Origin of the sequence: Corynebacterium sp. HMSC074E01, assembly GCF_001808885.1 — a bacterium.
Taxonomy (GTDB): domain Bacteria; phylum Actinomycetota; class Actinomycetes; order Mycobacteriales; family Mycobacteriaceae; genus Corynebacterium.
Window position 1 is genome coordinate 46,101 of the sequence record NZ_KV794805.1, and the last position, 22,463, is coordinate 68,563.

At 63.2% G+C, this 22,463-nt stretch carries 21 protein-coding genes; 4 read left to right on the top strand and 17 right to left on the bottom strand.

Going from position 1 to position 22,463, the window contains the following annotated elements:
* The first annotated feature begins 159 nt into the window (after positions 1–159).
* Complete coding sequence (locus tag HMPREF2537_RS00285; protein ID WP_070524607.1) at positions 160–1,425, top strand: serine/threonine protein kinase; 1,266 nt, start codon at positions 160–162, stop codon at positions 1,423–1,425.
* Positions 1,426–1,460: 35 nt separating this feature from the next.
* Here HMPREF2537_RS00285 and HMPREF2537_RS00290 read toward each other — a convergent pair whose 3' ends face one another.
* The 4 genes from HMPREF2537_RS00290 to lysS form a co-directional block, all read right to left on the bottom strand.
* Positions 1,461–2,861, bottom strand: coding sequence for an MDR family MFS transporter (locus HMPREF2537_RS00290; RefSeq protein ID WP_070524608.1), 1,401 nt, complete (start codon positions 2,859–2,861; stop codon positions 1,461–1,463).
* Positions 2,862–3,031: 170 nt separating this feature from the next.
* Complete coding sequence (locus HMPREF2537_RS00295) at positions 3,032–3,976, bottom strand: hypothetical protein (RefSeq protein WP_070524706.1); 945 nt, start codon at positions 3,974–3,976, stop codon at positions 3,032–3,034.
* A 34-nt stretch (positions 3,977–4,010) separates the two neighbouring features.
* A complete protein-coding gene (locus tag HMPREF2537_RS00300; RefSeq protein WP_070524610.1) occupies positions 4,011–4,967 on the bottom strand; it encodes a hypothetical protein in 957 nt (318 codons plus the stop codon).
* 156 nt (positions 4,968–5,123) lie between these two features.
* A complete protein-coding gene (gene lysS, locus HMPREF2537_RS00305) occupies positions 5,124–6,698 on the bottom strand; it encodes a lysine--tRNA ligase (protein ID WP_070524612.1) in 1,575 nt (524 codons plus the stop codon).
* A 170-nt stretch (positions 6,699–6,868) separates the two neighbouring features.
* Between lysS and HMPREF2537_RS00310 the strand changes: the two genes are divergently transcribed.
* Positions 6,869–8,968: a PhoX family protein gene (locus tag HMPREF2537_RS00310; RefSeq protein WP_070524614.1), complete on the top strand. Its 2,100-nt coding sequence runs from the start codon at positions 6,869–6,871 to the stop codon at positions 8,966–8,968.
* Positions 8,969–8,995: 27 nt separating this feature from the next.
* Here HMPREF2537_RS00310 and HMPREF2537_RS00315 read toward each other — a convergent pair whose 3' ends face one another.
* The 13 genes from HMPREF2537_RS00315 to dacB are packed head-to-tail and all read right to left on the bottom strand — an operon-like array spanning position 8,996 to position 20,816.
* A complete protein-coding gene (locus HMPREF2537_RS00315; protein ID WP_070524616.1) occupies positions 8,996–9,943 on the bottom strand; it encodes a 2-dehydropantoate 2-reductase in 948 nt (315 codons plus the stop codon).
* A gap of 39 nt (positions 9,944–9,982) precedes the next feature.
* Positions 9,983–10,756 (bottom strand): pantoate--beta-alanine ligase, encoded by a 774-nt coding sequence (locus HMPREF2537_RS00320; RefSeq protein ID WP_371326361.1) that lies wholly within the window; start codon positions 10,754–10,756, stop codon positions 9,983–9,985.
* Positions 10,738–11,415, bottom strand: a complete 678-nt coding sequence (locus tag HMPREF2537_RS00325; protein ID WP_083298930.1) for a Rossmann-fold NAD(P)-binding domain-containing protein — start codon at positions 11,413–11,415, stop codon at positions 10,738–10,740. The genes HMPREF2537_RS00320 and HMPREF2537_RS00325 overlap by 19 nt, the downstream gene beginning before the upstream one ends.
* On the bottom strand, positions 11,416–12,666 hold the full coding sequence (locus HMPREF2537_RS13140; protein WP_070524712.1) for a DUF6779 domain-containing protein: 1,251 nt from the start codon (positions 12,664–12,666) through the stop codon (positions 11,416–11,418). It lies immediately after the preceding gene.
* Between the two features lie 5 nt (positions 12,667–12,671).
* Entirely contained in the window at positions 12,672–13,145 is a 474-nt protein-coding gene (locus HMPREF2537_RS00335; RefSeq protein WP_070524617.1) for a DUF3180 domain-containing protein, read from the bottom strand.
* Positions 13,145–13,618, bottom strand: a complete 474-nt coding sequence (gene folK, locus HMPREF2537_RS00340; RefSeq protein WP_070524619.1) for a 2-amino-4-hydroxy-6-hydroxymethyldihydropteridine diphosphokinase — start codon at positions 13,616–13,618, stop codon at positions 13,145–13,147. The genes HMPREF2537_RS00335 and folK overlap by 1 nt, the downstream gene beginning before the upstream one ends.
* Entirely contained in the window at positions 13,618–13,989 is a 372-nt protein-coding gene (gene folB, locus HMPREF2537_RS00345) for a dihydroneopterin aldolase (RefSeq protein WP_070524621.1), read from the bottom strand. The genes folK and folB overlap by 1 nt, the downstream gene beginning before the upstream one ends.
* A gap of 4 nt (positions 13,990–13,993) precedes the next feature.
* Entirely contained in the window at positions 13,994–14,923 is a 930-nt protein-coding gene (gene folP, locus HMPREF2537_RS00350) for a dihydropteroate synthase (protein WP_070524622.1), read from the bottom strand.
* Positions 14,924–14,928: 5 nt separating this feature from the next.
* Positions 14,929–15,519, bottom strand: coding sequence for a GTP cyclohydrolase I FolE (folE, locus tag HMPREF2537_RS00355; protein WP_070524624.1), 591 nt, complete (start codon positions 15,517–15,519; stop codon positions 14,929–14,931).
* Positions 15,509–17,959 carry an ATP-dependent zinc metalloprotease FtsH gene (gene ftsH / locus HMPREF2537_RS00360; RefSeq protein WP_070524626.1) on the bottom strand — a complete coding sequence of 817 codons (2,451 nt, stop codon included), beginning with the start codon at positions 17,957–17,959 and terminating at the stop codon, positions 15,509–15,511. Before ftsH ends, folE begins: the two co-directional genes overlap by 11 nt.
* A 50-nt stretch (positions 17,960–18,009) precedes the next feature.
* Positions 18,010–18,597, bottom strand: a complete 588-nt coding sequence (gene hpt / locus HMPREF2537_RS00365; protein WP_070524628.1) for a hypoxanthine phosphoribosyltransferase — start codon at positions 18,595–18,597, stop codon at positions 18,010–18,012.
* On the bottom strand, positions 18,581–19,540 hold the full coding sequence (tilS, locus tag HMPREF2537_RS00370; protein WP_070524630.1) for a tRNA lysidine(34) synthetase TilS: 960 nt from the start codon (positions 19,538–19,540) through the stop codon (positions 18,581–18,583). Before tilS ends, hpt begins: the two co-directional genes overlap by 17 nt.
* Complete coding sequence (gene dacB, locus HMPREF2537_RS00375) at positions 19,530–20,816, bottom strand: D-alanyl-D-alanine carboxypeptidase/D-alanyl-D-alanine endopeptidase (protein ID WP_070524632.1); 1,287 nt, start codon at positions 20,814–20,816, stop codon at positions 19,530–19,532. The genes tilS and dacB overlap by 11 nt, the downstream gene beginning before the upstream one ends.
* A 69-nt stretch (positions 20,817–20,885) precedes the next feature.
* On the opposite strand from dacB, the gene HMPREF2537_RS00380 reads away from it, so the two are divergent.
* Together HMPREF2537_RS00380 and HMPREF2537_RS00385 are read left to right on the top strand one after the other, a co-directional pair.
* On the top strand, positions 20,886–21,359 hold the full coding sequence (locus tag HMPREF2537_RS00380) for an inorganic diphosphatase (protein ID WP_070524634.1): 474 nt from the start codon (positions 20,886–20,888) through the stop codon (positions 21,357–21,359).
* A 205-nt stretch (positions 21,360–21,564) separates the two neighbouring features.
* Positions 21,565–22,401, top strand: coding sequence for an endonuclease domain-containing protein (locus HMPREF2537_RS00385; RefSeq protein ID WP_070524636.1), 837 nt, complete (start codon positions 21,565–21,567; stop codon positions 22,399–22,401).
* The last annotated feature ends 62 nt before the right edge of the window (positions 22,402–22,463 follow it).

A 22,463-nucleotide genomic window follows, 5' to 3' on the forward strand; every position in this document is an offset into this window, starting at 1 on the left:
TTTCTGCAGGTAAAGGCACTGTACGCCGGTAGCGAACAGGTCATGATAAGGCAGCTTTTCGCACTAACCTGCCACAGAAGCTTCGCCACCTTAGAATGAAGAGGATTCTATATATCTCATCATCGACACCTCCACGAAGGATTTCCTCTCATCGTGACTATGCTCCCAGAATTTTTCACCACCCAGCACCAGCTGCACCAGAAGGCAGTCCTGGACCAAGGAGCGGACTCCACGCTCTTCCTCGTGGAAGATCCCTCGCATGATGAGATGCTCGTGGAGATATATGGCCCGGAAAACCGCGGTGTGCTCCGCCAATCCGGCATCGTGGGGCAGCTTCAGCACAGCGCCATCGCCCCCATCGTGGGCACGGGAACGATGAACAGCGGTCAGGAATTCTTTGTGCGCCGCAGCCTGCCGGGCCAGCAGTTGTCGGATTTCACCTCCTCCGGCATCGGCGCACAGCACCTTTCCCGCGATGAGGCCATCGCTGTCTTCGCGCCGTTGGCTGACGCGACCGATTTCCTGCTCCAGAAAGGCCGCGCCAACTACGCTCTCCGCGCGCTCAATCCGCGCCGCATCATCCTGACCAATAATCGCTCGAATGCCTTCTTCGCGGCAGTCGGCCCAGCCACGGGCTCCGAGGCCCCCAACGCAACGGCGAAGGAAGCAATCGACCGCCTCGCACAACTCCTCGCCGCCGCTTACCCATCCTTCCGCGCAGCAGCCGCTTATACCTCGGCATCCGCCGTGGTTGATTCTCTCCGAAATGCTGGCGCGGGGACCTCCAATGCCAGCATGACCGGCGCCAACGCGGCTGGTATGAACAGGTCCGACACGGGTACGCCGCAGTGGCAACCGGAGCAGCAGCACGCTGCCACCCCGCAGGGCGACTGGGGGACGCAGCCGCAGCAGCAGGTCCCCGCACCCGCCCCCGCGGAAGCCTCCGGAAAACGCGGGTCGACATCGAAGAGCAAGGTCTTTGCTGGCCTCGGCGTGGGTCTTCTCCTCTTGGCCCTGATCGGCGGCCTGCTGTGGTTCTTCTTGGGACGTTCAGCGTGGTCTGAGGCGGAGCAGGCGCTTGTCGACGACCACCCGGGCCTCATCAGCTCCCGCCCCGGCAGGGAAGGTTTTGACGGCGCTACCTGCGAATCCCGCGATCCGGAGGATGGTCAGGACGCGAAGATCACCTGCGTTGGTGACGGTGTGGGCTACTCCGTGGCGCGGTACGGGGACGTCGCCAAGCGCGATGCAGCTGCCCCAGCGCAGGATGCACAGGAACTGTCCAACGGGCAGTGCACCGTGCACAGCTACGATGTTTCCGAATCCGAGCCGGTGTTCTATATGAGCGCCGAGGACTCTGCTGACGCCGTCCTCGTGTGGGGCGAGGATGCCGAAGAGCTACGCCTGAACATGCCGCTGTGCTAAGCCGCGCGCTCACTCCGCGTAGCTAGTCCGAACGATTAGTCCGCACGCCGGAGCAGCGGTGCAATCACCGCAATGGCAGTACCGGCTACGCCGGCGAAGAGGAAAGCCCAGTGCGTTCCCTGAGCCGTCGCTGCGGCCGGCCCCATCCCTGCGGCGGCGCCGGCCTGGGTGCCGCGCGTGAGGAAGACAACGAGCAACGCCGTTCCCGTCGCACCAGCCAGTTGCTGGAAGGTGTTCATGATGGCCGAGCCGTGCGAGTAGAGCTTCTCCGGAAGTGAGGACAGCGCGGTGGTCATCAGCGGCGTCATCATCAAACACATGCCGAGGGAGAAAACTACGTGCATGCCCACGACCATCCACACTGCTGAGTTCTCTCCCAAGGTGGCCATGAGCCACAGGCTGCCCACCATGAACAGTGAGCCCGGAATCATCAGGGGGCGCGGGCCATAGGAATCAAAAAGACGGCCTACAATCGGGGAAAGGAAAGCTTGAAGGATGCCTCCCGGCATCACCGCGAGCCCCGTGGTGAAGGCCGTAGCGCCCAGGGTAGTTTGCAGGTAAATGGGCAGGACCGTGACCATTCCCAGCATGAGTCCAAAGGACAGGACGAGGATGATCACCGCGAGAGTGAAGTTGCGTACGCGAAAAGGTCGCAGATCCATCAGGGCGCGGTCCTCAAGCGCAAGCCGCCTCTGCCGGCGGATGAAGACGACGAGCGCGATAACGCCCACCACGGTGACGGCGATATCCACCCAAGCGCCGCCCTGCAGCATTTTCTCTATCGAGGACAATCCATAAATCAGACCGCCGAAAGCGCACGCGGAAAGGATGACGGAGAGACCGTCGAGTGGGGTATCGCGGTTCTCACCAACATCGCTCAGGCGCCAGAGCCCGGCAACCAAGATGAGGGCGATGAGCGGCACCATGGCCCAAAAGATGACGTGCCAGGTGAAGTGGTTGAGAATGGCCCCGCCAACCGTTGGCCCCAGTGCCGGGGCGACGGAAATCACCACGGAAATAATGCCCATGACCGTGCCACGGCGCTGCGCTGGGACCAACGTCATGGCAACGGTCATGAGAGTGGGGATCATCAGCGCGGTTCCACCGGCCTGAAGTACGCGCCCCAAGAGTAAAACGATGAAGCTCGGGGCGAGGGCCGCCACCACGGTTCCGGCTAGGAAGAGTCCTGCGGAGGCGATGAAAATCTGCCGTGTGGTGAGCCGCTCCAACAGGAAGCCGGTTGTCGGGATGACGACGGCCATGGTGAGCATGAATCCCGTCAACAACCACTGCGCGCTCGTGGCGGGAATGCCATAGTCCGCCATGATGGCCGGCAGCGCGACGGATAGCGAGGTCTCGTTGAGAATCATGACCATCGCCCCCAGCACCAGGATGCTGAGGTTGATCACTACCTTGGAGGGAATCTCAGCGGACATGCTGCCAGCCACACCTTTCAACTACTTAACTCTGTGGACCTCGCACTGGAGCTGTGAAAGTCAGCGCGCGAAGATTTTAGAGTACTCCCAAGGTCACCGGGCATGCCACATGAGCCAAGCCGCGGGCCTTCTTAAGACCGCCGCGGCTGGCGATGGCTTCGTGATACGCCTTAGGGCATGGTCTCCATGTTGCGGGGTGTGATGACCACGACGCTGCCACCGCTGTCCAGACTGCAGCCCAGCAGACGGTTTTCAGGGGTATCCTCCCACAGTTTCGGTGCACCGTAGGAACAGTGTCCAAGGTCAGTGGTGAGGTGGCCACGGTTTCCGCCCTCGCCGGCCTGCCAATCATGGTTGGCGTATTCATCCAGCAGCTCCATGGCGTCAGTGCAGTCGGTGCCATCTTCCTGCACGTACACCAAGCCGGTCTCCTCCCCGCGTGTGCCGCTCTCACCGCACACCGCTCCGGTGTTGGCCATGCCATTCGCATCTGGCTTCGCGGGGAAAGTATCGGAGTAGTACTGGCCATCGTCCTTGACGGTGAAATGGTGCCCGTTCGCCTTGACCACGAACTCGTTGCCGCTGAGTGCTTCAAAGGTTCCGCCATCAAAGCTCACGGTCTCACCCTCGTTGAGCGTTGCAACCTCTGTCGGTGTATAGAACTCAATGGCCCACACCGGGAAGAAGCCGCGGTCGCCGAGGTAGCTCACCGCATTTGACCTCCAGCTCTGCATAACCGGCCCTGGATAAATTGGCGGATCGGCAAAATCGACCTTGCAGTTCGGGGCATCAGCCTCTTCGTGAATGAGGCAGAGGACGCGCCCATCAGGGCTCTTGACGGCCGGGATGGGGTTCGGAATGGTCGCCAGATCACCGCCGGCCATAAAGTCTTGCGGATCGCGTTCCTTCAATCCGCCGGGTTTGTCTTTGTCAGGCTTGTCGCTGCTCGGCGCCGCCGCCTCGGAAGTGTCATCAGAGGCTGACTCAGAGCTGGCAGAGCTGGATGAGTTCTGTTGGAATTGTGGCTCATCGCCCGCCGGTTCGCTCGTGAAAGAACACGAAGCCACGGCGCAGGCCATGAGGGAGGCAGAAAGGATAGAGAGAAGCTTCTTCATAACAATCATCGTTCCACGAAATAGCGCTGTGCCACTAGTTTTCCGAATGCTTCGGATCTTTAGGATTTGCAGCGTCAAGAAGAATAACGCGACCGGTACCGGATAGATCTTCACAATGAATCCGACGTGCATACGGATTGGGTGTTTCAACGAATTCCGGTTCTTTGTGGGAGCACTTCCAGCCGTCAAGCTCCAGGATTCCGCGAGTGTTCACTTCTTTTATGTCCCACTCGTAGTTGACGTACTTGTCCACGATGTCCATCGCAGTCGTGCAATTCGTCCCGTCTGTCTGCACAAAGACCTTCTGGCGGCCAAAATTAGTATCGGCCTCTCCACAGACGGCACCTACAGGCGCATAGCCATTGGAGTCCGGCTCCAGCGGATAGGTATCCGCCGAAAACTGGCCGCCGTCCTTCACGGTGAACTGGTGCCCTTGGGCCTGAACGGTGAATTCATCTGCGCTAGGGGCTTCAAAAACCACGCCGTTGATATCGACTTTCTCGCCCTCCTCCAGCAGCTGTGGCGGAACCACGTCCCCCGGGTCCACTACGCCACTGGGGAAGAAGCCTGCGCCATCTTTGAAGATCACCATGTTCGCCTCCCACTGCGGGTTTTCGGGGTCGGGCACAATGGGGGGATTGTCAAAACCAACTAAGCACGTCGGCGCTTGAGAACCCTCATACAGAGAACACCGCACCCTACCGTCTGGGCTGGCTATACCCCAGGCAACCGTGGTCTCATACCTGAATCCAGTGGCGCGGAACTCTTCGGCATCGCGTTCTTTGAGCCCGGAAGATTGAGAGCCAAACTCCGGCTCACGATCTGTGGAATCGCTCGCTGCCGCAGTACTGGGTTCCTCCGAAGCGATCTCTGTGCCAGAGCTATCCACAACTTCGAACCGAGGAGTGTCCTCGGTCTCTTCATCCGGGGAGCAAGCCACCAAACCGGCCGCCACCAGCGGCAGTGTGAGAAGAGAGAAAAGTTTTTTCATATTTTGTATTGTTCCACGCAGGCAGGCTTCGCGCGGAGTGATGTGCGCTGCAGCGAAACTGAAAGCTCTTAAAACAGCTCCTAAAACAACAACGCACAAGCCTTCGGCTGCGGGGCCAGTGGCTTGTGCGTTGAGTGCGTAGAGCTTACGCGGAGACTAATGCTCAGGCTTCACGATGGGGAAGAGAACGGTCTCACGGATACCCAGGCCAGTCAGGGCCATGAGCAGGCGGTCGATGCCCATGCCCGTGCCGGCTGTCGGAGGCATTCCCTGCTCCATGGCGGCGAGGAAGTCCTCGTCCAAGACCATGGCTTCCTCATCACCGCCGGCGGCCAAGCGCGCCTGATCCTCAAAGCGCTCGCGCTGGATAACGGGATCCACCAGCTCCGAGTATCCGGTAGCCAGCTCGAAGCCGCGCACGTAGAGATCCCACTTCTCGGTCACACCCGGCAGGGAGCGGTGCTGGCGGGTCAGCGGAGAGGTCTCGACCGGGAAGTTCTTCACAAAGATCGGGCCCTCAAGCTGGTCCTCGCAGAGCACCTCCCAAATCTCCTCCACCAGCTTGCCGTGGCCCCAGCCACCGTTCTTCGGGACGTCGAGCCCGATGACGTCAGCAAGCGCCTTGAGCTCCTCGACGGTGGAGTCGATGGTGACCTCCGGCTGGCCAGGGAACTTGCGCTGTAGTGCCTCGTTGAGGGAAGGGTACATCTCAATCTCCGGCCACTCTTCGCCGCCAAAGTCATACTCAGTGCCATCCGCCAAAGTAACGGTGGTGGAGCCGAAGACCGCACGTGCTACCGATTGGATGGACTCGCGAGTGGTGCGGGCACAGTCGTTGTAGTCGCCCCAGGCGGCGTAGGTCTCCAACATAGCGAATTCCGGGGAGTGGGAGCGGTCGACGCCCTCGTTGCGGAAGTTGCGGTTGATCTCAAAGACGCGATCGATGCCGCCGACAACAGCGCGCTTAAGGAAGAGCTCCGGCGCGATGCGCAGGTACAGGTCGATGTCCAAGGCATTGGAGTGGGTCACGAACGGGCGGGCCGCCGCACCGCCGTGGAGGGTCTGCAGCATCGGGGTTTCGATCTCCACGAAGCCCTCATCTTCCAGGTAGTTGCGCAGCGCGCGCATCACCTTCACGCGGGTCATGGCATTCTTGCGAGCCTCCTCGCGCACGATGAGGTCGTTGTAGCGCTGGCGCACGCGGGTTTCCTCATTCATGTCAGCGAAGGACACCGGAAGCGGGCGCAAGGACTTCGCCGCCATGGTCCATTCGTTTGCCATGACGGAGAGCTCGCCGCGGCGCGAGGCAATTACTCGGCCGCGCACGGAGATGAAATCACCCAAGTCAACGTCGGACTTCCACGCGGCTAGGCGCTCCTCCCCAACCTCTGCAAGGGACAGCATGGCCTGCACCTGGGTACCGTCGCCATCCTGCAGGGTGGCGAAGCACAGCTTGCCGGTATTGCGCATGAAGATGAGGCGGCCGGCGATGGCCACCTCAACGTCAGTCTCCTCACCAGCGCTGAGGTAGGTAACGCCCTCTTCCGCGGCTGGCTCCTCGCCTTCGGCCACCACCTGGAACTGCTGGCGAAGATCCCGCAGGGAGATCGTGCGGTCTACGGTCACCGGATAAGGTTCGGTGCCGGACTCCAACAGTCGAGCGCGCTTCTCGCGGCGGATGCGCAGCTGCTCGGGAACGTCAGTAACTTCAGTATTCTTCTTCTCGCTCACGGTTGTCTAGGGTAGTCGATCCCCATACGCTGGCGCGATCCCGGTTCACAGAGTGTTCATCTGGCGGTTAGACAGTATCAACCGCGCGGTCATCTCAACCGTATTAACTCATGAGGTCCGTTGCGACATCTCTACGCAACTAACGATTTCGATTTTGGAGCATAACTTTCATGGCACTCAATGGCCGCAATCTCTTGGCTAACATGTTTACCTCTTCTCGTTCTTCCCTTACCTGCACCTACAAGTGCGGTAACGCCTGCTTCGGCGAGTGCGAGAACACCTCCGATAACCCTTACTTTGGTGACCAGTTCTCGCGCCGCACCGCACTGCGCGCCGGCGGCCTGGCCGTGGTCGCCGTCGGTGGTTCCTCCGCGCTTGCCGCGTGTGCCGCACCGGACGAGAAGGATTCCGCGGCCGGAAGCGGTTCTTCCTCCAAGACCAGCGAGGTGAAGGGCTCTGACATCGAGCTCACCTCCGCCGAGGGCATGCACTTTGAAGCCGTAGAGGCCAATACCAAAGATGAGGTAGTCATCCCGAAGGGCTACGAGCAGTCCGTACTTATCGCCTGGGGTGACCCGGTCATCGAGGGCGCTCCGGAATTCGACGTCAACAACCAGACCGCCGCGGATGCGGAGAAGCAGTTCGGCTTCAACAATGACTTCGCCGGCCTCATCGAGCACCCTGATGACAAGAACCGCATGATCTACATGTGCTCGCACGAGTACACCACCGAGCCGATGATGTTCCCGAACTACGACCCGGAGAACCCCACCGAGGAGCAGGTGAAGATCGGCTGGGCTGGCCACGGTCACACCATCCTCGAGGTCTCCAAGGTGAAGGGCTCCGGCGAGCTCAAGCGCGAATTCGGCCCGCTCAACCGCCGCATCACCGCTACCACCCCGTTCACCCTGGTTGGCCCAGCTAAGGGCACCGACCTGGTGAAGACCTCCGCTGACCCGAAGGGTGAGAAGGTCCTGGGTACCCTCAACAACTGCTCCGGTGGCGTGACCCCGTGGAACACCATGCTCTCCGGCGAAGAGAACTTCGACCAGTACTTCGCCGGTGGCGATGTCAAGGATGAGAAGGCCGCTGAGTCCCTCAAGCGCTTCGGCATCGAGGAGGGCCCATCCGACCGTAAGTGGGAAAAGTACGATGACCGCTTCGATGTAACCAAGGAGCCGAACGAGCCGAACCGCTTTGGCTGGCTCGTGGAGATCAACCCGCTGGACCCGAAGTCCACCCCGATTAAGCACACCGCAGTGGGCCGCTTCAAGCACGAGGCCGGCAACATCCACATCACCAAGGATGGCACCGTGGTCTGCTACTCCGGCGATGACTCCCGCTTCGAGTACGTCTACAAGTTCGTCTCCTCCAAGAAGTACAAGGAAGGCGACCTGGAGCACAACATGACCATCCTGGACCACGGCACCCTGTACGTGGCCAAGATGGAAGGCAACTCCCCGGAGAAGGAAATCGACGGCTCCGGCGTCCTGCCGGAAGACGGTGCCTTCGACGGCAGCGGCGAGTGGGTCAAGCTGCTGACCTCCGATACCGACAACAACAAATTCGAGTCCCACGTGGACGGCATGTCCGCCGAAGAGGTCGCCGTCTTTACCCGTGAGGCCGCCGACAAGGTGGGCGCCACCAAGATGGACCGCCCTGAGGACGTCGAGGTTCACCCGGAGACCGAGAAGGTCTACATCGCGCTGACCAACAACAAGTACCGCGGCGCCACCGGCGAGAACGCCAAGAAGAACAAGGAAGACGCCAAGGAATGGGCTCCGGTCAAGGAGAACAAGAACGGCCTGGTCATGGAACTCGAGGATGACCACGCCGGCGAGAAGTTCACCTGGAACCTCTTCCTGGTCTGCGGTGACCCGCGTGAGGCCAGCACCTACTTCGGCGGCTTCGATAAGGAGAAGGTCTCCCCGATTTCCTGCCCGGATAACCTGGCCTTCGACAACCACGGCAACCTGTGGATCTCCACAGACGGCAACGCGCTGGATTCTAACGACGGCCTCTATGCCGTGACCACCGAGGGCGAGACCCGCGGCGAGCTCAAGTGCTTCCTCACCGTCCCGGCTGGCGCGGAGACCTGTGGGCCGATCGTCGACGATGACCGCGTCATGGTCAACGTTCAGCACCCGGGCGAGGCTGACGACGCCACCTTTGAGAACGCCACCTCCCACTGGCCTGACGGCGGGAAGTCCACCCCGCGCCCGGCCGTGGTTGTGGTGTGGAAGAAGGGCGGCAAGATCGGTACCGAATAAGGCACCGACGTTGCGTAGTGCGCACTCCTAGGCGGTGCGCAGCTGCGCCTCCAGCACCTCCTGCGCAAAGTCCCACAACGGGGTTGCAACGCCAGCTTTGACGCCCATGCGTCGGATCGCTCCGACCTGGGCGTCTAATTCGTTGGGAAGCCCTTCCTTGATATCGCGCTGCATCGAGGACGTACTGTCCGGGTGCTGCTGGCGGGCAAACTCCATGGTCTGTTCCACCACGTTCTCCGGCAGCTTCACGCCGAGTGCGCACCCGACAGCCTCGACTTCCCGCATGAAGGCCTCGAGCTGGCCGGGGATTTCCTGGCAGAGGTACCCAATCGGTTTATCCACCAAGGCGCCCAGAGTGCCTGTCGGGGTGACGAACATGGCTTTCGACCAGACGTCGACAAGCGCGGCGTCGTGGAACTTGCTGGAGGCACCCGCCTCCTTCAGCGCGGCCGCCAGCTCCTCGCCCGTACGCCGCAGGGACTCCGGCGCATCGTCACTCAGCGGCCCGAAAGCCAAAGCCAAGGGCCCCGGATTGCGCTTGATCCGTGCCGGGCCCAGGCGCGTGGCATAGACGCGAGCGACACCGGCAAGGATGTTTTCCTCCCCGAATTCCTCGGCCGCCACGTACGGAATCTCGACCGAGTTGTGCGTGGTCACCACCGGGATTCCCTGCAGGGCCTCGCGGTCCTCCACGCTGCCAAAAGTCTCGTTGCCCGGCAGCGCCTTCGACGCGATAATCGCCACGTCCAACCCGCCCAAGAGTTCTTTGACCTCGGCAAAGGTTTGGGCAGCTGGGACCTTAATGTCCTCGGTGGTGGTGGGTTCCGCGTGGGCGTCGATCAGCGTCACGCCCGTCTCCCCCAGCACCCGCAAGGTCTCACCACGGGCCACGAAGGCGACGTCGTGGCCCGTTGCTTTCAGTTTTCCGCCAAAGTATCCGCCGATGGCGCCGGCTCCCAGAATTCCAATCTTCATGTCTCCAACCTAACTGGTGGAGACCTGCGCCACAGACTTTTATCCGCGCTGTTCTAAGTTTCGGAACCCAATTCCCAACGGCACGCCCGCGTTATCGATGAGCCGCACCCCACCCACGGTGGCTGCGATTAAGAGGCGGGCATCGCCCTCTGCGGGGGCCTCACCCAGGTCGCGTCCGCGCAGTTCCACGTACTCCGGCTCCACGCCCGCGGCGGCCAACACTTCACGTGCCACGCGGACGACTTCCTCGGCCCCGGACTCCGCCGCGTACGCACCGGCGGTGAGTGCCGCCGACAGCGCGCTGGCCTGCTCGCGGGTTTCGGGTGCGACGTCAGCATTGCGCAGGCTCATCACCACTCCGTCCGGCATGCGCACCGAAGGAACTCCCTGCACACGCGCCCCGATGTGAAGGTCAGTAAAGGCCTGCTGGGTGGCCACGAGCAGCTCGTAATCCTTCTCCCCCATGAGCACATCGCTGGGCCCCAGCGCACAGGTCAGCGCCACAATGCGGGTCAGCTCCGCGCTCACGTCCTCCATGCCGTGATCGGGTGCGAGGACCCGCGTGCGCTGGCTCTGCTCGCCATAGCGCCACACTACGTCAACGCCGCCGAGTGCAGAGGTGTCCGTCTCCGGTTCTACCGCCACGACGACCACGCCGCCGCGCACGCGTTGGGCCGCCTGTACCAGGGCAAGGTGCCCGGCGTGAATATCGCGGCCCAGCGGTACGAGTACCACACGCTTGCCCGTCTTGCGGTAGGCGCTGCCGACCATGCGGATGCGCTCGATATCCTCCACTAGGAGTTGTTCTGCCACGGCGCTTCCTTTCTTACTGCCCACAGTTCCAGTTCTTCCATATTCTTCTTCTCACCCACCATGCGGGCGACGTCGCGGTAGTTGCGCGCCATGCCCAGTTCTACGGCGGCGGGATAAGCATCGATGATGTCCCCGGCGTCGAGGTCAAAGGTGCTGCCCATAAAATCGTCGATAATCCCCGCCTTAAGCGCCGCCCACGCGCTGAGTTCACCGAGCATCTCCGCGTAATACAACCGCGCCGCGCGTTCGGCACGGCGGGCTTCTGGCACCGCTTCTGCCGTTTGGTGAATCTCTGAGAGCAACAATCTAATGACGGTGTCCGCCACCTCATCGAGAGTGCCCACCGCGTAGGAGTCACCCAGGGGCGCTGCGGCAATGGTCACGCACCCGCGCGTTTCCAGGTCATCGAGTGCTTCCACACCGGCCAGCAACGAGGTATGGATGACGATCTGTCTCGGGCGCACGTGCTTGGCGACGTCTCCCACAGCTGCCTCCAGCTCTCTCGCCGTTGCAGCGATAATCAGTGCATCGAAGCGGTCCAACTGGGCGGGGTCCTCAAGGCTCTCGATGGTATGGCCCGCCCACTCGAGGTGTCGCGCGAAGTTAAGGCCGGCCCGGGAGCTACCCCAGACCGCCACCCGCATGCGTGGTGCCTTCATCTACTTCTTGTCGCCCTTGTTCTGCTGTTCCTGCTGACGCTTGCGGCGTGCCATGAGCTCCGCCACGGAGACCGCGCCCTCGCGGTGCTCATCGCTGCGGCGGCGGCCACGGGTGCTGGGCTGTGCGGTGTCTGCCTCCGGCCTGCGGTGGCGGTGGTGCGGCTGCGCGGGGGCAGGGTTCTCCTTGACGTGCTGCCCGCCCGCGGCGCCCTGGTTCCACTGCACGGCCTGGAAGCTATCGGTCTTGAATTCCGGCGTCTTCTGCTGCGGCTGAGCCTGGGGACGTGGCTGTGCCTTTGGCTGCGGTTGGGGCTGCTGCGGCGGCTTCTGCTCGGCGCGTGCCTGTGGCTTCTGCTGCGGCTCGCCCACGGGGCGGAACGCCGGAGGACGGCCCTGTGACGGCTGCGGTGCGCCGAACGGGGATGGTGCTGGGCGGGTGCCCTGCTGTTCTGCGGGTTTCCCGGCGGGTTTCGCGGCTGGCTGCTCGGCGGGCTTCGGGGTGGGTTGCTGAGAAGGCTTAGCAGCTGACTTCGGAGCAGGCTGCTGAGTGTTGGCACGGGCATTATCTGCCAGCAGGTTATCCAGCGGATTGCTCACCGGGTGGGTCGGCTGCGAGCCGAGGCGGCCTGCGACGGCGTCGGCAGACGGCGCGCCGCCGGACTTCTGGGTGAAGTTCACGTTGGGGGCATCGCCGCGCTCATCCACGCCAGCGCCGCCGGCCTTGCGCTCCAGCTCCTGGATGCGGCGAGCCTCCGCATACAGGGCGGCAGGCTCGTAGACCCACTCGCGCCCCGAGATCTCCTCGATCTGGGTGCGGATGGCTTCCAGCTCAGAACGAATCTCCGCCAGGACCTGACTGTTGTCTGCTGTGGAAGGTCCGGAGGCGGTCAAGGTGGATGCGGCATGGGCGCGCTCTACTGCCAGTAGCTCCTTGGCTTCGTGTGCCTGGCGGCGGTAGCGCACCACCAGGAAGAAGCCCAGCACCGCGGCCCACAGGGAGGCGAGCAGGGCAATCTTCAGCGCATTCGCCGAACCCGAAATCAGCATGACCAGGCTGGCAATAACCGCGAGGATGACTAGAACGATGAGCCCGATGGAACCGGCGTCCGTCTTCGAGCCGGACTCAGAAGTCTCTGAAGTCTCTGCCGACGTTGGCGGCTGAGAGTCCGGCTGCGCAGAAAACTGGGTCGTCGGGCGATCATCCGGGGCCGACTCGTGCTGTGGCTGAGGGGCGTGGTGCGGGCTCGTCATGCCCACTAACTTACCGCTTGTGCACCATCAGTTGGAGGTGGCACCTCGCAGTGTCGCTCCAGCACCACTCCAGCGATACACATCGCGGCACCACCCAGCGCCGAGGACACCACCCCGGCCAGGTCACCGGACGCAGCGACGAGCTCACCGGCGCGCGGCACGACATAGACCGCCATGCCCGCATAGGCCCCGCCCACGATCGCACCCGTCCACGCGGAGGCTTTACCGACGAGCAGGAATTGCGCGATGGTCATGGGATTCAGCTGCGAATTATCCAGGCCGATGCCGTGTTCATCCTCTTTGGCGTTGCGGACTTTGAGGGTAAGGAGGCCGCACACCACAGCCATGGCCCAGAGAGAAATCGACACCGTTGCCGGAATGGCCAGCATTGAGCCATAAAAGCGGGTGGTGAGGATGGCGGCCGCCGCGGCCACGAAGAGGGCCGTGCCGATGAGCGCGCCTACCGACGTCCTTGTCATTACTCCCCCAGTTCCTTCACCGCAGCGACCTCGTCTTCATCGAGGCCCGCGATGAGCTCGCGCACCGAGGTGCCGTTGAGCTGTGCGTTCTCATCCGCGGCCAACCACGGCACGAGGACGAAGGCGCGCTCATGCGCATAGGGGTGCGGGAGGGTCAGCTCAGGATCATCGGAGGTCACGCCGTCAACCTGCACGATGTCCACGTCCAAGGTGCGCGGACCCCAGTGCCGCACGCGGACGCGCTCGGCGGCCTCCTCCAGCTTCTGGCCACGGCGAAGAAGTTCCAGCGGGGTGCAATCCACGTCCACGATGAGCACCGCGTTGAGGAATTCATCTTGATCGGTCACGCCCCACGGCGGGGTGGCATAAACCGGGGAGGCAGCGACGGTCTCCTCAGCAAACTCATCAAAGACGGTCTGCAGCAGCGCACGGCGGTCCTCCATGTTGGAGCCGATGGACAAGACAGCGCGCATTAGCCTGCCATCCGCTTCCGGGAGCGGCGCGCTACGACCGCGACGTCGGCAAAGGTACGCGGGATGGGTGCCTTCGGCTTGTGGATGGTCACCTCGATGGCGTGGAGGATCTCAAAACGCTGCATCGCGGTCTCAGCGACCTCCTCAGCCACCGTCTCGATGAGGTCCCGGGAGGGGCCCTCGACGATGTCTGCGGCGACGTCAGCAAGCTCGGCGTAATTCACCGTGCGGGACAGGTCATCCTCAATGCCCGCGGTGTCCAACCAACATGTGACGTCCACGATGAAGGGCTGGCCGGTTTTCTTCTCTTCCTCGAAAACGCCGTGGTAGCCAAAGCATTCCAGGCCGGTGAGCTCGATGCGATCTGCCATGGGCTTAAGCCCTCCCCAGCGAAGTCGAGACCACGGTTCCTCCATCGGCGCCGTTGGCGTAGCTACCGGAGGCATGCGCGCCACCGGTGTAGGCCGCGCCCGCATTCCAGGCGGCGGCGACATCCACGGCATCGCGCGAGACATCGACCTCGTGCACGCGCACGCCCCACGCTCCCATCTGTGCGGAGATGGCGGTCACGGCCGCGGTGGCCGGATCCGCGAGCAGCGGGCTGGACTCGGCACCCCGATCCTCCCGGATGGCGGCGAGGAAGCGCTTGCGGGAAGCGCCCACGAGCAGCGGAAACTCGCCCTGCAGGAACTCCGGCAAGGCCTTGAGCAAAGCCCAGTTATCCTGCGGGGACTTGGCAAAACCCAGGCCCGGATCCACGACGATATTGTCGTGGCTAACACCGGCTTGCAGGGCGTTATCGGCAAGCTTCGCCAAGGATTCGTGGACATCGCGCACGACGTCCCCGCCGTGGTCGGCCACTCCGGCCGCGCTGCCGAACTGGACGGTGCGCCAGTGCATGAGGCACACCGGCAGGCCGGTAGCCGCCATCGTGCGGTACATGTCCGGGTCGGCGGCACCACCAGAGACGTCGTTGATCATGTCGACACCGGCTTCGGCGGCCGCTGTGGCAACCGAGGCCCGCATCGTGTCCACCGAGGTCTTGATCCCCTCCTCGTGCAGCGCCTTGATGACGGGCACGACGCGACGCTCCTCCTCCTCGGCCGCAACACGCACCGCACCCGGGCGGGTGGACTCGCCGCCCACATCGATCATGTCCGCGCCGGAGGCCACCAAATGCCGGGCGTGCGCGATGGCGTCGTCGACATTAATCCAGCGTCCGCCGTCAGAGAAGGAATCTTCCGTGACGTTGACGATGCCCATGACCAGCGTGCGGCCGGGGACGGTGAGGTTGCTGACTGCCATGGAAACTAGCTCCTAATGAGGCTCATGACCTCCGCACGGGAGGCTGCATTCTTCTTGAAACCGCCGCGGACCGCGGATGTCGTCGTGGTCGCCCCCGGCTTACGGATGCCGCGCATGGCCATGCACAGGTGCTCGCACTCGATGACGACGATGACGGACTGCGCGTGGAGGACCTCCACCAGCGCATCGGCGATCTGGCTCGTGAGGCGCTCCTGCACCTGCGGGCGCTTGGCGTACATATCCGCCAGGCGTGCCAGCTTGGACAGGCCGGTGACGTGACCGTCGGAACCAGGGATATAGCCAATGTGCGCCGTGCCGTAGAAGGGCACGAGGTGGTGCTCGCAGGTGGAATAGATGGGGATATCGCGCACGAGGACGAGCTCTTGGTGCTCCTCGGCAAAGGTCTTGTGCAGGACCTCAGTCGGGTCCTGGTGGAGTCCTGCGAAGACCTCGGCATAGGCGCGGGCCACACGGGCCGGGGTCTCGCGCAGGCCCTCGCGGTCGGGGTCCTCGCCCACCGCGATGAGCAGCTCACGGACGGCGGCTTCGGCACGCTCGTGATCGAAGTCGCGCTGCGCCGGGATGTTATCGCTCATTGTTCTGGCCGTCCTTGTACGGGTTGTTGCGGTATTCATTCTCTCCCCAGCCGGGTGCTCCCCAGGAGTGGCCTTCCGGCTTGGCATGGCGACCGCGGCGTTCCGGTTCGCGCGGCTGAGGTTCTGGTTGCGGCTGGGATTCTGGCTGTGGAGCAGCGGCATTCGGCACACGCGGAATCTCTTGGGTGTCCTCGTGGCTGGGGCCGGCCTGTTCTGGGGCCACGGTCTCCTCCTGCGCCCCATCGCTGGCGGCCTCGTCTGCGCTGAGCTCGCGGCCGGTGGGTTCGGTGATCTCGGATTCGCCGAAGAAGGTGTTGCCCTTGTCCGGGTCCACGTAATCGCCGGCGTGCTGGCCAAAGCTGAAGCCGATCTCCTCGACCGGCGCCGCCGATGCAGTGCCACCGGCTTCGCCGCCGTTCTCCTTCGCGCGCTCAAGCTCCGCCTGGCGGCGCTCGCGGGCGGCGCGAGAAGCGTCGAGAAGCGTCATGCGTTTCGGCAGCTCCTCACCGCGCTCCTGGGCCAGCTCCACCGGGGTCTTCACCGGCTCGCGTCCAGCCTGGCGCGGGAAGCGAGCGTCCTCGTTCGGGAAGACGTCGAAAGCCTCGCGCGGCTCGATGCCCTTGAAGATGCCCTCGAGGTCCGGGCGGCGCAGGGTTTCCTTCTCCAGCAGCATCTCGGCGAGCTTATCCAGGTAGTCGCGGTGCTCGGACAGGATGTCATAGGCCTGCTGGTGAGCGCGGTCCAGCAGGTAGGCCATCTGCTCGTCGATCTTGGCAGCCACGGCATCTGAGTAATCAATGCTTCCACCGCCGCCGGCATAGCTGAAGGGATCGCCCTGCTCCTGGCCGTACTTGACGGTGCCCAGGTCCGGGCTAAAGCCATACTCAGTCAGCATGGAGCGCGCGATCTTGGTGGCGTGCTCAATATCGGAGGATGCACCGGTGGTCGGTGCGCCGAACACGAGCTCCTCCGCGGCACGCCCGCCCATGGCGAAGACAAGGCGAGCGAAAAGCTCATCGCGGGTGTACATGCCCTTATCGTCTTCCTGCGCGGTCATGGCGTGGCCGCCAGTGCGGCCGCGGGCCAAGATGGTCACCTTGTAGACACGCTCGATATCCTTCAGCGCCCACGCGGACAACGTGTGGCCACCCTCGTGGTAGGCGGTGACCTTCTTCTCATGCTCGGAAATGATCTTGCCCTGGCGGCGCGGGCCGCCGACGACGCGGTCGGTAGCCTCCTCCAGCGCGTCATAGGTAATGACGTTGCCGCCAATGCGGGCGGTGAGCAGGGCGGCCTCGTTGAGCACGTTGGCCAGGTCTGCACCGGACATGCCAGCGGTGCGCTTGGCCAGCTGCGCCACGTCGACTTCCTTGGCCAGCGGCTTGTCCTTGGCGTGCACGCGCAGAATCTGCTCGCGGCCGGCCAGGTCCGGGTTGGTCACCGGGATCTGGCGGTCGAAGCGGCCCGGGCGAAGAAGCGCGGGGTCCAGGATGTCGGGACGGTTGGTAGCGGCAATGAGGATGACGCCTTCACGGTCGCCGAAGCCATCCATCTCCACGAGCAGCTGGTTCAGCGTCTGCTCGCGCTCATCGTGACCACCGCCAGTGCCGGAACCACGCTGGCGGCCCACGGCGTCAATCTCATCGACGAAGATGATGCACGGGCTATTCTGCTTGGCCTGCTTAAACAGATCACGCACGCGGGAAGCACCCACGCCGACGAACATCTCCACGAAGTCGGAACCAGAAATGGAATAGAAAGGCACGCCGGCCTCGCCCGCGACCGCGCGGGCCAGAAGCGTCTTACCGGTACCCGGCGGGCCATAGAGCAGCACGCCGCGCGGGATCTTCGCGCCCAGCTCATGGTAGCGCTCCGGATCATCCAGGAAGTCCTTGATCTCCTGCAGCTCATCCACAGCTTCATCCGCGCCGGCCACATCCGCGAAGGTGTTGGTGGGCATGTCCTTGGTCAGCTCCTTCGCCTTGGAGCCACCGATGCCGAACATGCCGCCCGCGCCCTGCTGCATGCGGGTCATCATCCAGAACAGCAACGCGAAGAGGATCAGCATCGGCAGCAGGAAGCTGATCATGGAGCCAATGAAGGAATCCTGCGTGACCTTGGTCTGGTACTTATCCGCACCAGAATCCTTCACCGCGTTGAAGACCTGCTCGGAGGCGCGTGCCGGGTACTTGGCAATGACTTCCTCGATACCCTCCTGCTCTTCTACCGTCACCGGTTCTCTGAGCTTGAGGCGCACCTGTTGCTCGCGATCATCGATCTGCGCTTCCTCGACGTTCTTAGAGCTCAACTGCTCCATGGCCACGGAGGTGTCGACCTGCTTGAAGCTCCGGGCATCGTTGCTAAAGAACGTAAAGGCGTACAGCAGAATGAGAACCAGGCCCGCGATCGAGCCATAGCGGATGATGTTCTTGTTTTTCATTAATTACCTTGCGAATTCGAGGCCTCAAACCAAAAGAGGGCAAGAAAAGACTAATCGTTGCTGTAGACCGCAGGCTCCAGGGTGCCCACGTAGGGCAAGTCGCGGTAGCGCTCCGCGAAATCCAGGCCATAGCCCACGACGAACTCATTCGGGATGTCAAAACCTACATCGAAGAGATCCAGCTCCGCCTTGACTACTTCGGGCTTGCGCAACAGCGTCACCACTTCCAGGGAACGCGGCTGGCGGCCCTGCAGGTTGCGGATGAGCCAGGACAAGGTCAGGCCGGAATCAATGATGTCTTCCACGATGACAACGTCGCGGCCCTCGATATCGCGGTCCAGATCTTTCAGAATCCGCACCACGCCCGAGGATGAGGCAGAGTTGCCGTAGGAGGACACCGCCATGAACTCCAGCTGGGACGGGATAGCCAGTTTGCGGGCGAAATCCGTCAGGAAGAAAACCGCGCCCTTGAGCACGCAGACCAAGATGAGGTCCTCGTCGGTGTTGCTGTATTTCTCGGACACGCGATCCGCCATCTCCTGGATGCGCGCCTGAAGTTCATCTTCGGTGATGAGAACGTTTTTGATGTCCTCTCCATAAGGATTGGCGGGGACGGCTAAATCATGGTTGTCGTGCACGTGAGCGCTCCTTTGCTGACCGAGGCAATATTGACAGTTTGCCACCAACGCGTGCGACTTCCAACCTTGTGCCTTTCTTTTCACTGCGGACGGCGACGGGGCCTTGTCCATGCCACCGCGTGCACAGGGCATCGATGCCGCGCACTGCCTCGCGAGTAACCTCTACTCCTTCCTCGCGCAGCCACGCGGCGATCGCCCGGCGGCGCTTCGGTTCTGGGAGAACGGCCAGCGCGGTGCAGTCGGTGGTGGGGTGGGTGCTGAGGAGGGCGTCGTCAAGCGCGGCGTCGTGGGCTGCCTGGGCTAAGGCCGGGACGGGGTCTCCGCCCACGATCTCCTGCAGGCGCGGGAGGATCTCGCGGCGCAGTGCCACGCGGCGGAAGGCCAGGTCCTGGTTCTGGGGGTCCTGCCAGACCTCCAGCCCCAGCTCCGCGCAGGCGGCCTCGGTCTGGGCGCGGCGCACGCTGAGCAGGGGGCGCAGGACGTGCACACCTTCGACCGAGGAACGCTCGCGCATGCCCGCCACTCTCCCGCGGAGGGCGCTGAGCAGCAGGGTTTCGGCCTGGTCATCAGCGGTATGCGCCACCGCCACCTCTTCCCAGGGTGCGAAGGCACGGTACCGGGCGCCGCGGGCTTCGGCCTCCACGGAGCCTTGCTTGCCGACGTCCACCCGCAACACCTCCGCCCCCGCCCCCAAAGCGCAGGCCTGCTCAGCAGCCCGGCGCGCCTGCGTGGCCGAGCCTTCCTGCAAACCGTGATCGACGCACAGCGCTGTCACCTCGTGCCCCTCTGCGAGGAGTGCTGCGGTCAGCGCCAAGGAGTCGGCGCCTCCGGACAGGCCCACCGCGATGGCGCGTGGTTGCTCACCCATCACGGCGCGCGCAGCGACGCGGCAGGCCAAGAAGTTGGGGCTTGTGCGCGGCCAGAAGGGCTTCTTAGAAGTCATGGAGTGCGGCGGCGAGGGCGTCTTGGGCCTGGCGGGCGGAGGTGACTTCGCCGTCGTTGACCAGGAAGGCGAAGGCGTAAACGCGGCCCGACTGCCCCTGGGCGGTGCCGGTCAGCGCGGAAGTTCCCGTGAGGGTGCCGGTCTTGGCGCGAACGTACCCGCGGGCGGGCGACTCGTGATAGCGCTCGTAGAGGGTTCCTTCGCCGCCGGCAAGAGGGAGGTAGCCCAGGAGTGGGCGTAGCTCGTCGGTGGCTACGGCTTGATCTGCGATGTGGGCGAGGAGCCCGGCGGGGATGCGGTTATCGCGGGAGAGGCCGGAGCCGTCCTTGAGGGTAACGCCGTTGACGTCGATGCCGGCTCCACGTAGCTCGTCGAGGATGGCCTTCGTGGCGCCCTCGAAGCTTGCTTCCCTACCCTGGCTGACGGCCAGCTCGCGGGCAATGGCCTCCGCCATGACGTTGTCAGAATCTTTCGCGGCTTGCTGGGCTCGCAGGGCCAGCGGCTCGGACTCGCTGGAGGCGATGACCTCGGAGTTTTCGGGTGAAGCAGCGATATCCGCCTCGTCGGCTCCCAGGCGGGTGGCCAAGGCGCGGGCAACATCGAGGGCCGGCTCGTGGGAGCGCGGAACGTCGCCGGTCTTTTCCCCGATGCGCCCACCATAGAGCATGGCCGGCTGGATGGGAGCGACATAGCCGCCATCAATATTGTCATCGTCCCAGCCCGGTGCTTGGTCGGGGCCGGCCCAGATGGAGGTGTCGATGGAGACCCGCGTGACGGTATCCATCTTCTGCTGAATCTGTTTCGCCAGCTCATCGAGGCGCTCGTCCGTCAGCCAGACATCGCCGGCGGCCTTGATAACAACTTCGCCTTCCTGCTCACCTGCGACCACTTCGGTGGTGAGGCGTTCTTCCTCATCGAGCGCGAGTGTTGCTGCGGCGAGGGTGAGGACCTTGGTGGCGGAGGCCGGGGTCAGCGGCTTCGCGGGCTCGCGCTCCCACAGCACCTCGTGGGTGGTGGTGTCGATGACCTGGCCGCCGAAAGTGGCGAGGGCCTTGTCTTTGCCCAGCTCATCCAACTTCGCTTTAAGCGCGGCGGTGTCTATCTCACCAGGCTCGACGGGCTGGACCAGTGTTGTGGGTTCTTCCTGCTTATAGGGCTGACCGTGGTCCAGGTGATCGTAGGTGCGTTGGACTTCTACGCCCACTGCGGCCGTCGCCGCCACGGCACCAGCCGTGACGAGGGCCGCAGTACTCCACCAGACATGCTTAGCTTTCATCGCCCTTTAGACTAGCGCGGTAGACTAAGCGGAGCACATACCAACCTATTAGTTATGGAGGATTCAGCCGTGAGCGTTGAAGTAACCATCGAGATCCCTAAGGGCTCCCGCAACAAGTACGAGATCGACCACGAGACCGGCAAGGTCCACCTCGACCGCTACCTGTTCACCCCGATGGCCTACCCGGCTGACTACGGCTACATCGACCACACCCTGGGTGAGGACGGCGACCCGTTGGATGCACTGGTCATCCTCCCGGAGCCGGTTTTCCCCGGCGTTGTTGTGGAGGCTCGTGTCCTCGGCGTGTTCAAGATGACTGATGAGGCCGGCGGCGACGACAAGCTGCTCGCCGTCGTCGATGACCCGCGCTGGGAGCGCTACCAGGACATCAACGATGTGGAGCAGCACATCAAGGACGAGATCGAGCACTTCTTCACCCGCTACAAGGACCTGGAACCGAACAAGGAAGTTACCGGCTCCGGCTGGGGCGACAAGGCTGAGGCAGAGAAGATCCTCGAGGAAGCGAAGGCTCGCTTCAAGTAGGCCGCCGCGTTCCGCACGTTGAGGGACGTTTCGATCAAATAGGGGTCCAAAACCAAAGGTTTGAGAGGCCTTAGTTGATCGAAACGTCCTTTTTCTTTGTCGCCGCGACAACTCCTCGTTCGTGACGTACGATTCGATCAAATAGGGGGCCGAAAACAGCGGTTTCTGGGGGCTTATTTGTTAGAAACGTACGCATCGGGGGCACATGGAAATTTTCGAGGGACGCGCGGGGACTCGCCGCGCAGCTAAGGGCCAAGCAATCAAGATTTGTCACGGTCTGTATTTATCTGCAGCGCCAACACCGCGCCAACTCGCTGAAATCGTCTCGCGGCGTTGGCCAGACTCAGCTCTGGACGGCTACTCCGCCGCCCAGCAGTATCTTGGCCAAGAGCTGACCTACCCACTTTATTTTCTTCGCGCTGGAACGATGGCATCGAGCGCGTTCTTTCGCAGTCGGCGGGCGCGGCCCAAGGCACTGGGCAGCATGAACGGGGTGAACGTGTGCAGTCCACTGCAGTGCATTGAGGCGATGGAGCACGAAGATGCCGGAGCCTTCATTGAGGCTTTCTTCGCCGGGCCGCACGGGCGCTCGCGCATCGAGACCGAGCAGCTGGACTTTCGCCGCCTGCCCAAGCACACGCGCGAGGTGCTGGAACGGGCCATCGTCGGAGCGGATAGCAAGCCGGAGCGCGACCTGACCCGGGGTCTCGAGCCCCACGTCAAGGTCCGCAACAACGTGCGGGTTGGGCCCTACCGATGGGACTTGGTACTGGAGGAACACAAGGTCGCCATCGAGGTGGACGGCTATGCCTATCACAAGGGCGAGAACCGGCAGCGTTTCGAAATCGACCGCCAGAAGCTTAACGACGCCATCCAGCGCGGCTACCGGCCCCTCCACTTCACCGCCGCCACGATCGAGCATCACCTCGACGTCGCTGTTCACCAGGTCCTCGCGGTCATCAAAGGGCGGGGCGAGTTCGTGCCTCCACCTTGGAAGTGGCACCACTACTGGAGGTGGCAAGGCGAGCGTTGGGCAGGCTAGCGTTGCGGCTTACCAGCCGCAACGTGCCGACAACGAACTGGGCTGGCTAACGCTGCGACTTA

Excerpts from the sequence above, each read along its gene's own strand:
- HMPREF2537_RS00310 (WP_070524614.1), top strand. The coding sequence starts at position 6,869 with ATGGCACTCAATGGCCGCAATCTCTTGGCTAACATGTTTACCTCTTCT.
- HMPREF2537_RS00315 (WP_070524616.1), bottom strand. The coding sequence starts at position 9,943 with ATGAAGATTGGAATTCTGGGAGCCGGCGCCATCGGCGGATACTTTGGC.
- HMPREF2537_RS00285 (WP_070524607.1), top strand. The coding sequence starts at position 160 with ATGCTCCCAGAATTTTTCACCACCCAGCACCAGCTGCACCAGAAGGCA.
- HMPREF2537_RS13140 (WP_070524712.1), bottom strand. The coding sequence starts at position 12,666 with ATGACGAGCCCGCACCACGCCCCTCAGCCACAGCACGAGTCGGCCCCG.
- tilS (WP_070524630.1), bottom strand. The coding sequence starts at position 19,540 with ATGACTTCTAAGAAGCCCTTCTGGCCGCGCACAAGCCCCAACTTCTTG.
- ftsH (WP_070524626.1), bottom strand. The coding sequence starts at position 17,959 with ATGAAAAACAAGAACATCATCCGCTATGGCTCGATCGCGGGCCTGGTT.
- folK (WP_070524619.1), bottom strand. The coding sequence starts at position 13,618 with ATGCGCGCTGTCTTGTCCATCGGCTCCAACATGGAGGACCGCCGTGCG.
- folB (WP_070524621.1), bottom strand. The coding sequence starts at position 13,989 with ATGGCAGATCGCATCGAGCTCACCGGCCTGGAATGCTTTGGCTACCAC.
- dacB (WP_070524632.1), bottom strand. The coding sequence starts at position 20,816 with ATGAAAGCTAAGCATGTCTGGTGGAGTACTGCGGCCCTCGTCACGGCT.
- folE (WP_070524624.1), bottom strand. The coding sequence starts at position 15,519 with ATGAGCGATAACATCCCGGCGCAGCGCGACTTCGATCACGAGCGTGCC.
- folP (WP_070524622.1), bottom strand. The coding sequence starts at position 14,923 with ATGGCAGTCAGCAACCTCACCGTCCCCGGCCGCACGCTGGTCATGGGC.
- HMPREF2537_RS00300 (WP_070524610.1), bottom strand. The coding sequence starts at position 4,967 with ATGAAAAAACTTTTCTCTCTTCTCACACTGCCGCTGGTGGCGGCCGGT.
- HMPREF2537_RS00290 (WP_070524608.1), bottom strand. The coding sequence starts at position 2,861 with ATGTCCGCTGAGATTCCCTCCAAGGTAGTGATCAACCTCAGCATCCTG.
- HMPREF2537_RS00295 (WP_070524706.1), bottom strand. The coding sequence starts at position 3,976 with ATGAAGAAGCTTCTCTCTATCCTTTCTGCCTCCCTCATGGCCTGCGCC.
- HMPREF2537_RS00325 (WP_083298930.1), bottom strand. The coding sequence starts at position 11,415 with ATGAAGGCACCACGCATGCGGGTGGCGGTCTGGGGTAGCTCCCGGGCC.
- HMPREF2537_RS00385 (WP_070524636.1), top strand. The coding sequence starts at position 21,565 with ATGGAAATTTTCGAGGGACGCGCGGGGACTCGCCGCGCAGCTAAGGGC.
- HMPREF2537_RS00335 (WP_070524617.1), bottom strand. The coding sequence starts at position 13,145 with ATGACAAGGACGTCGGTAGGCGCGCTCATCGGCACGGCCCTCTTCGTG.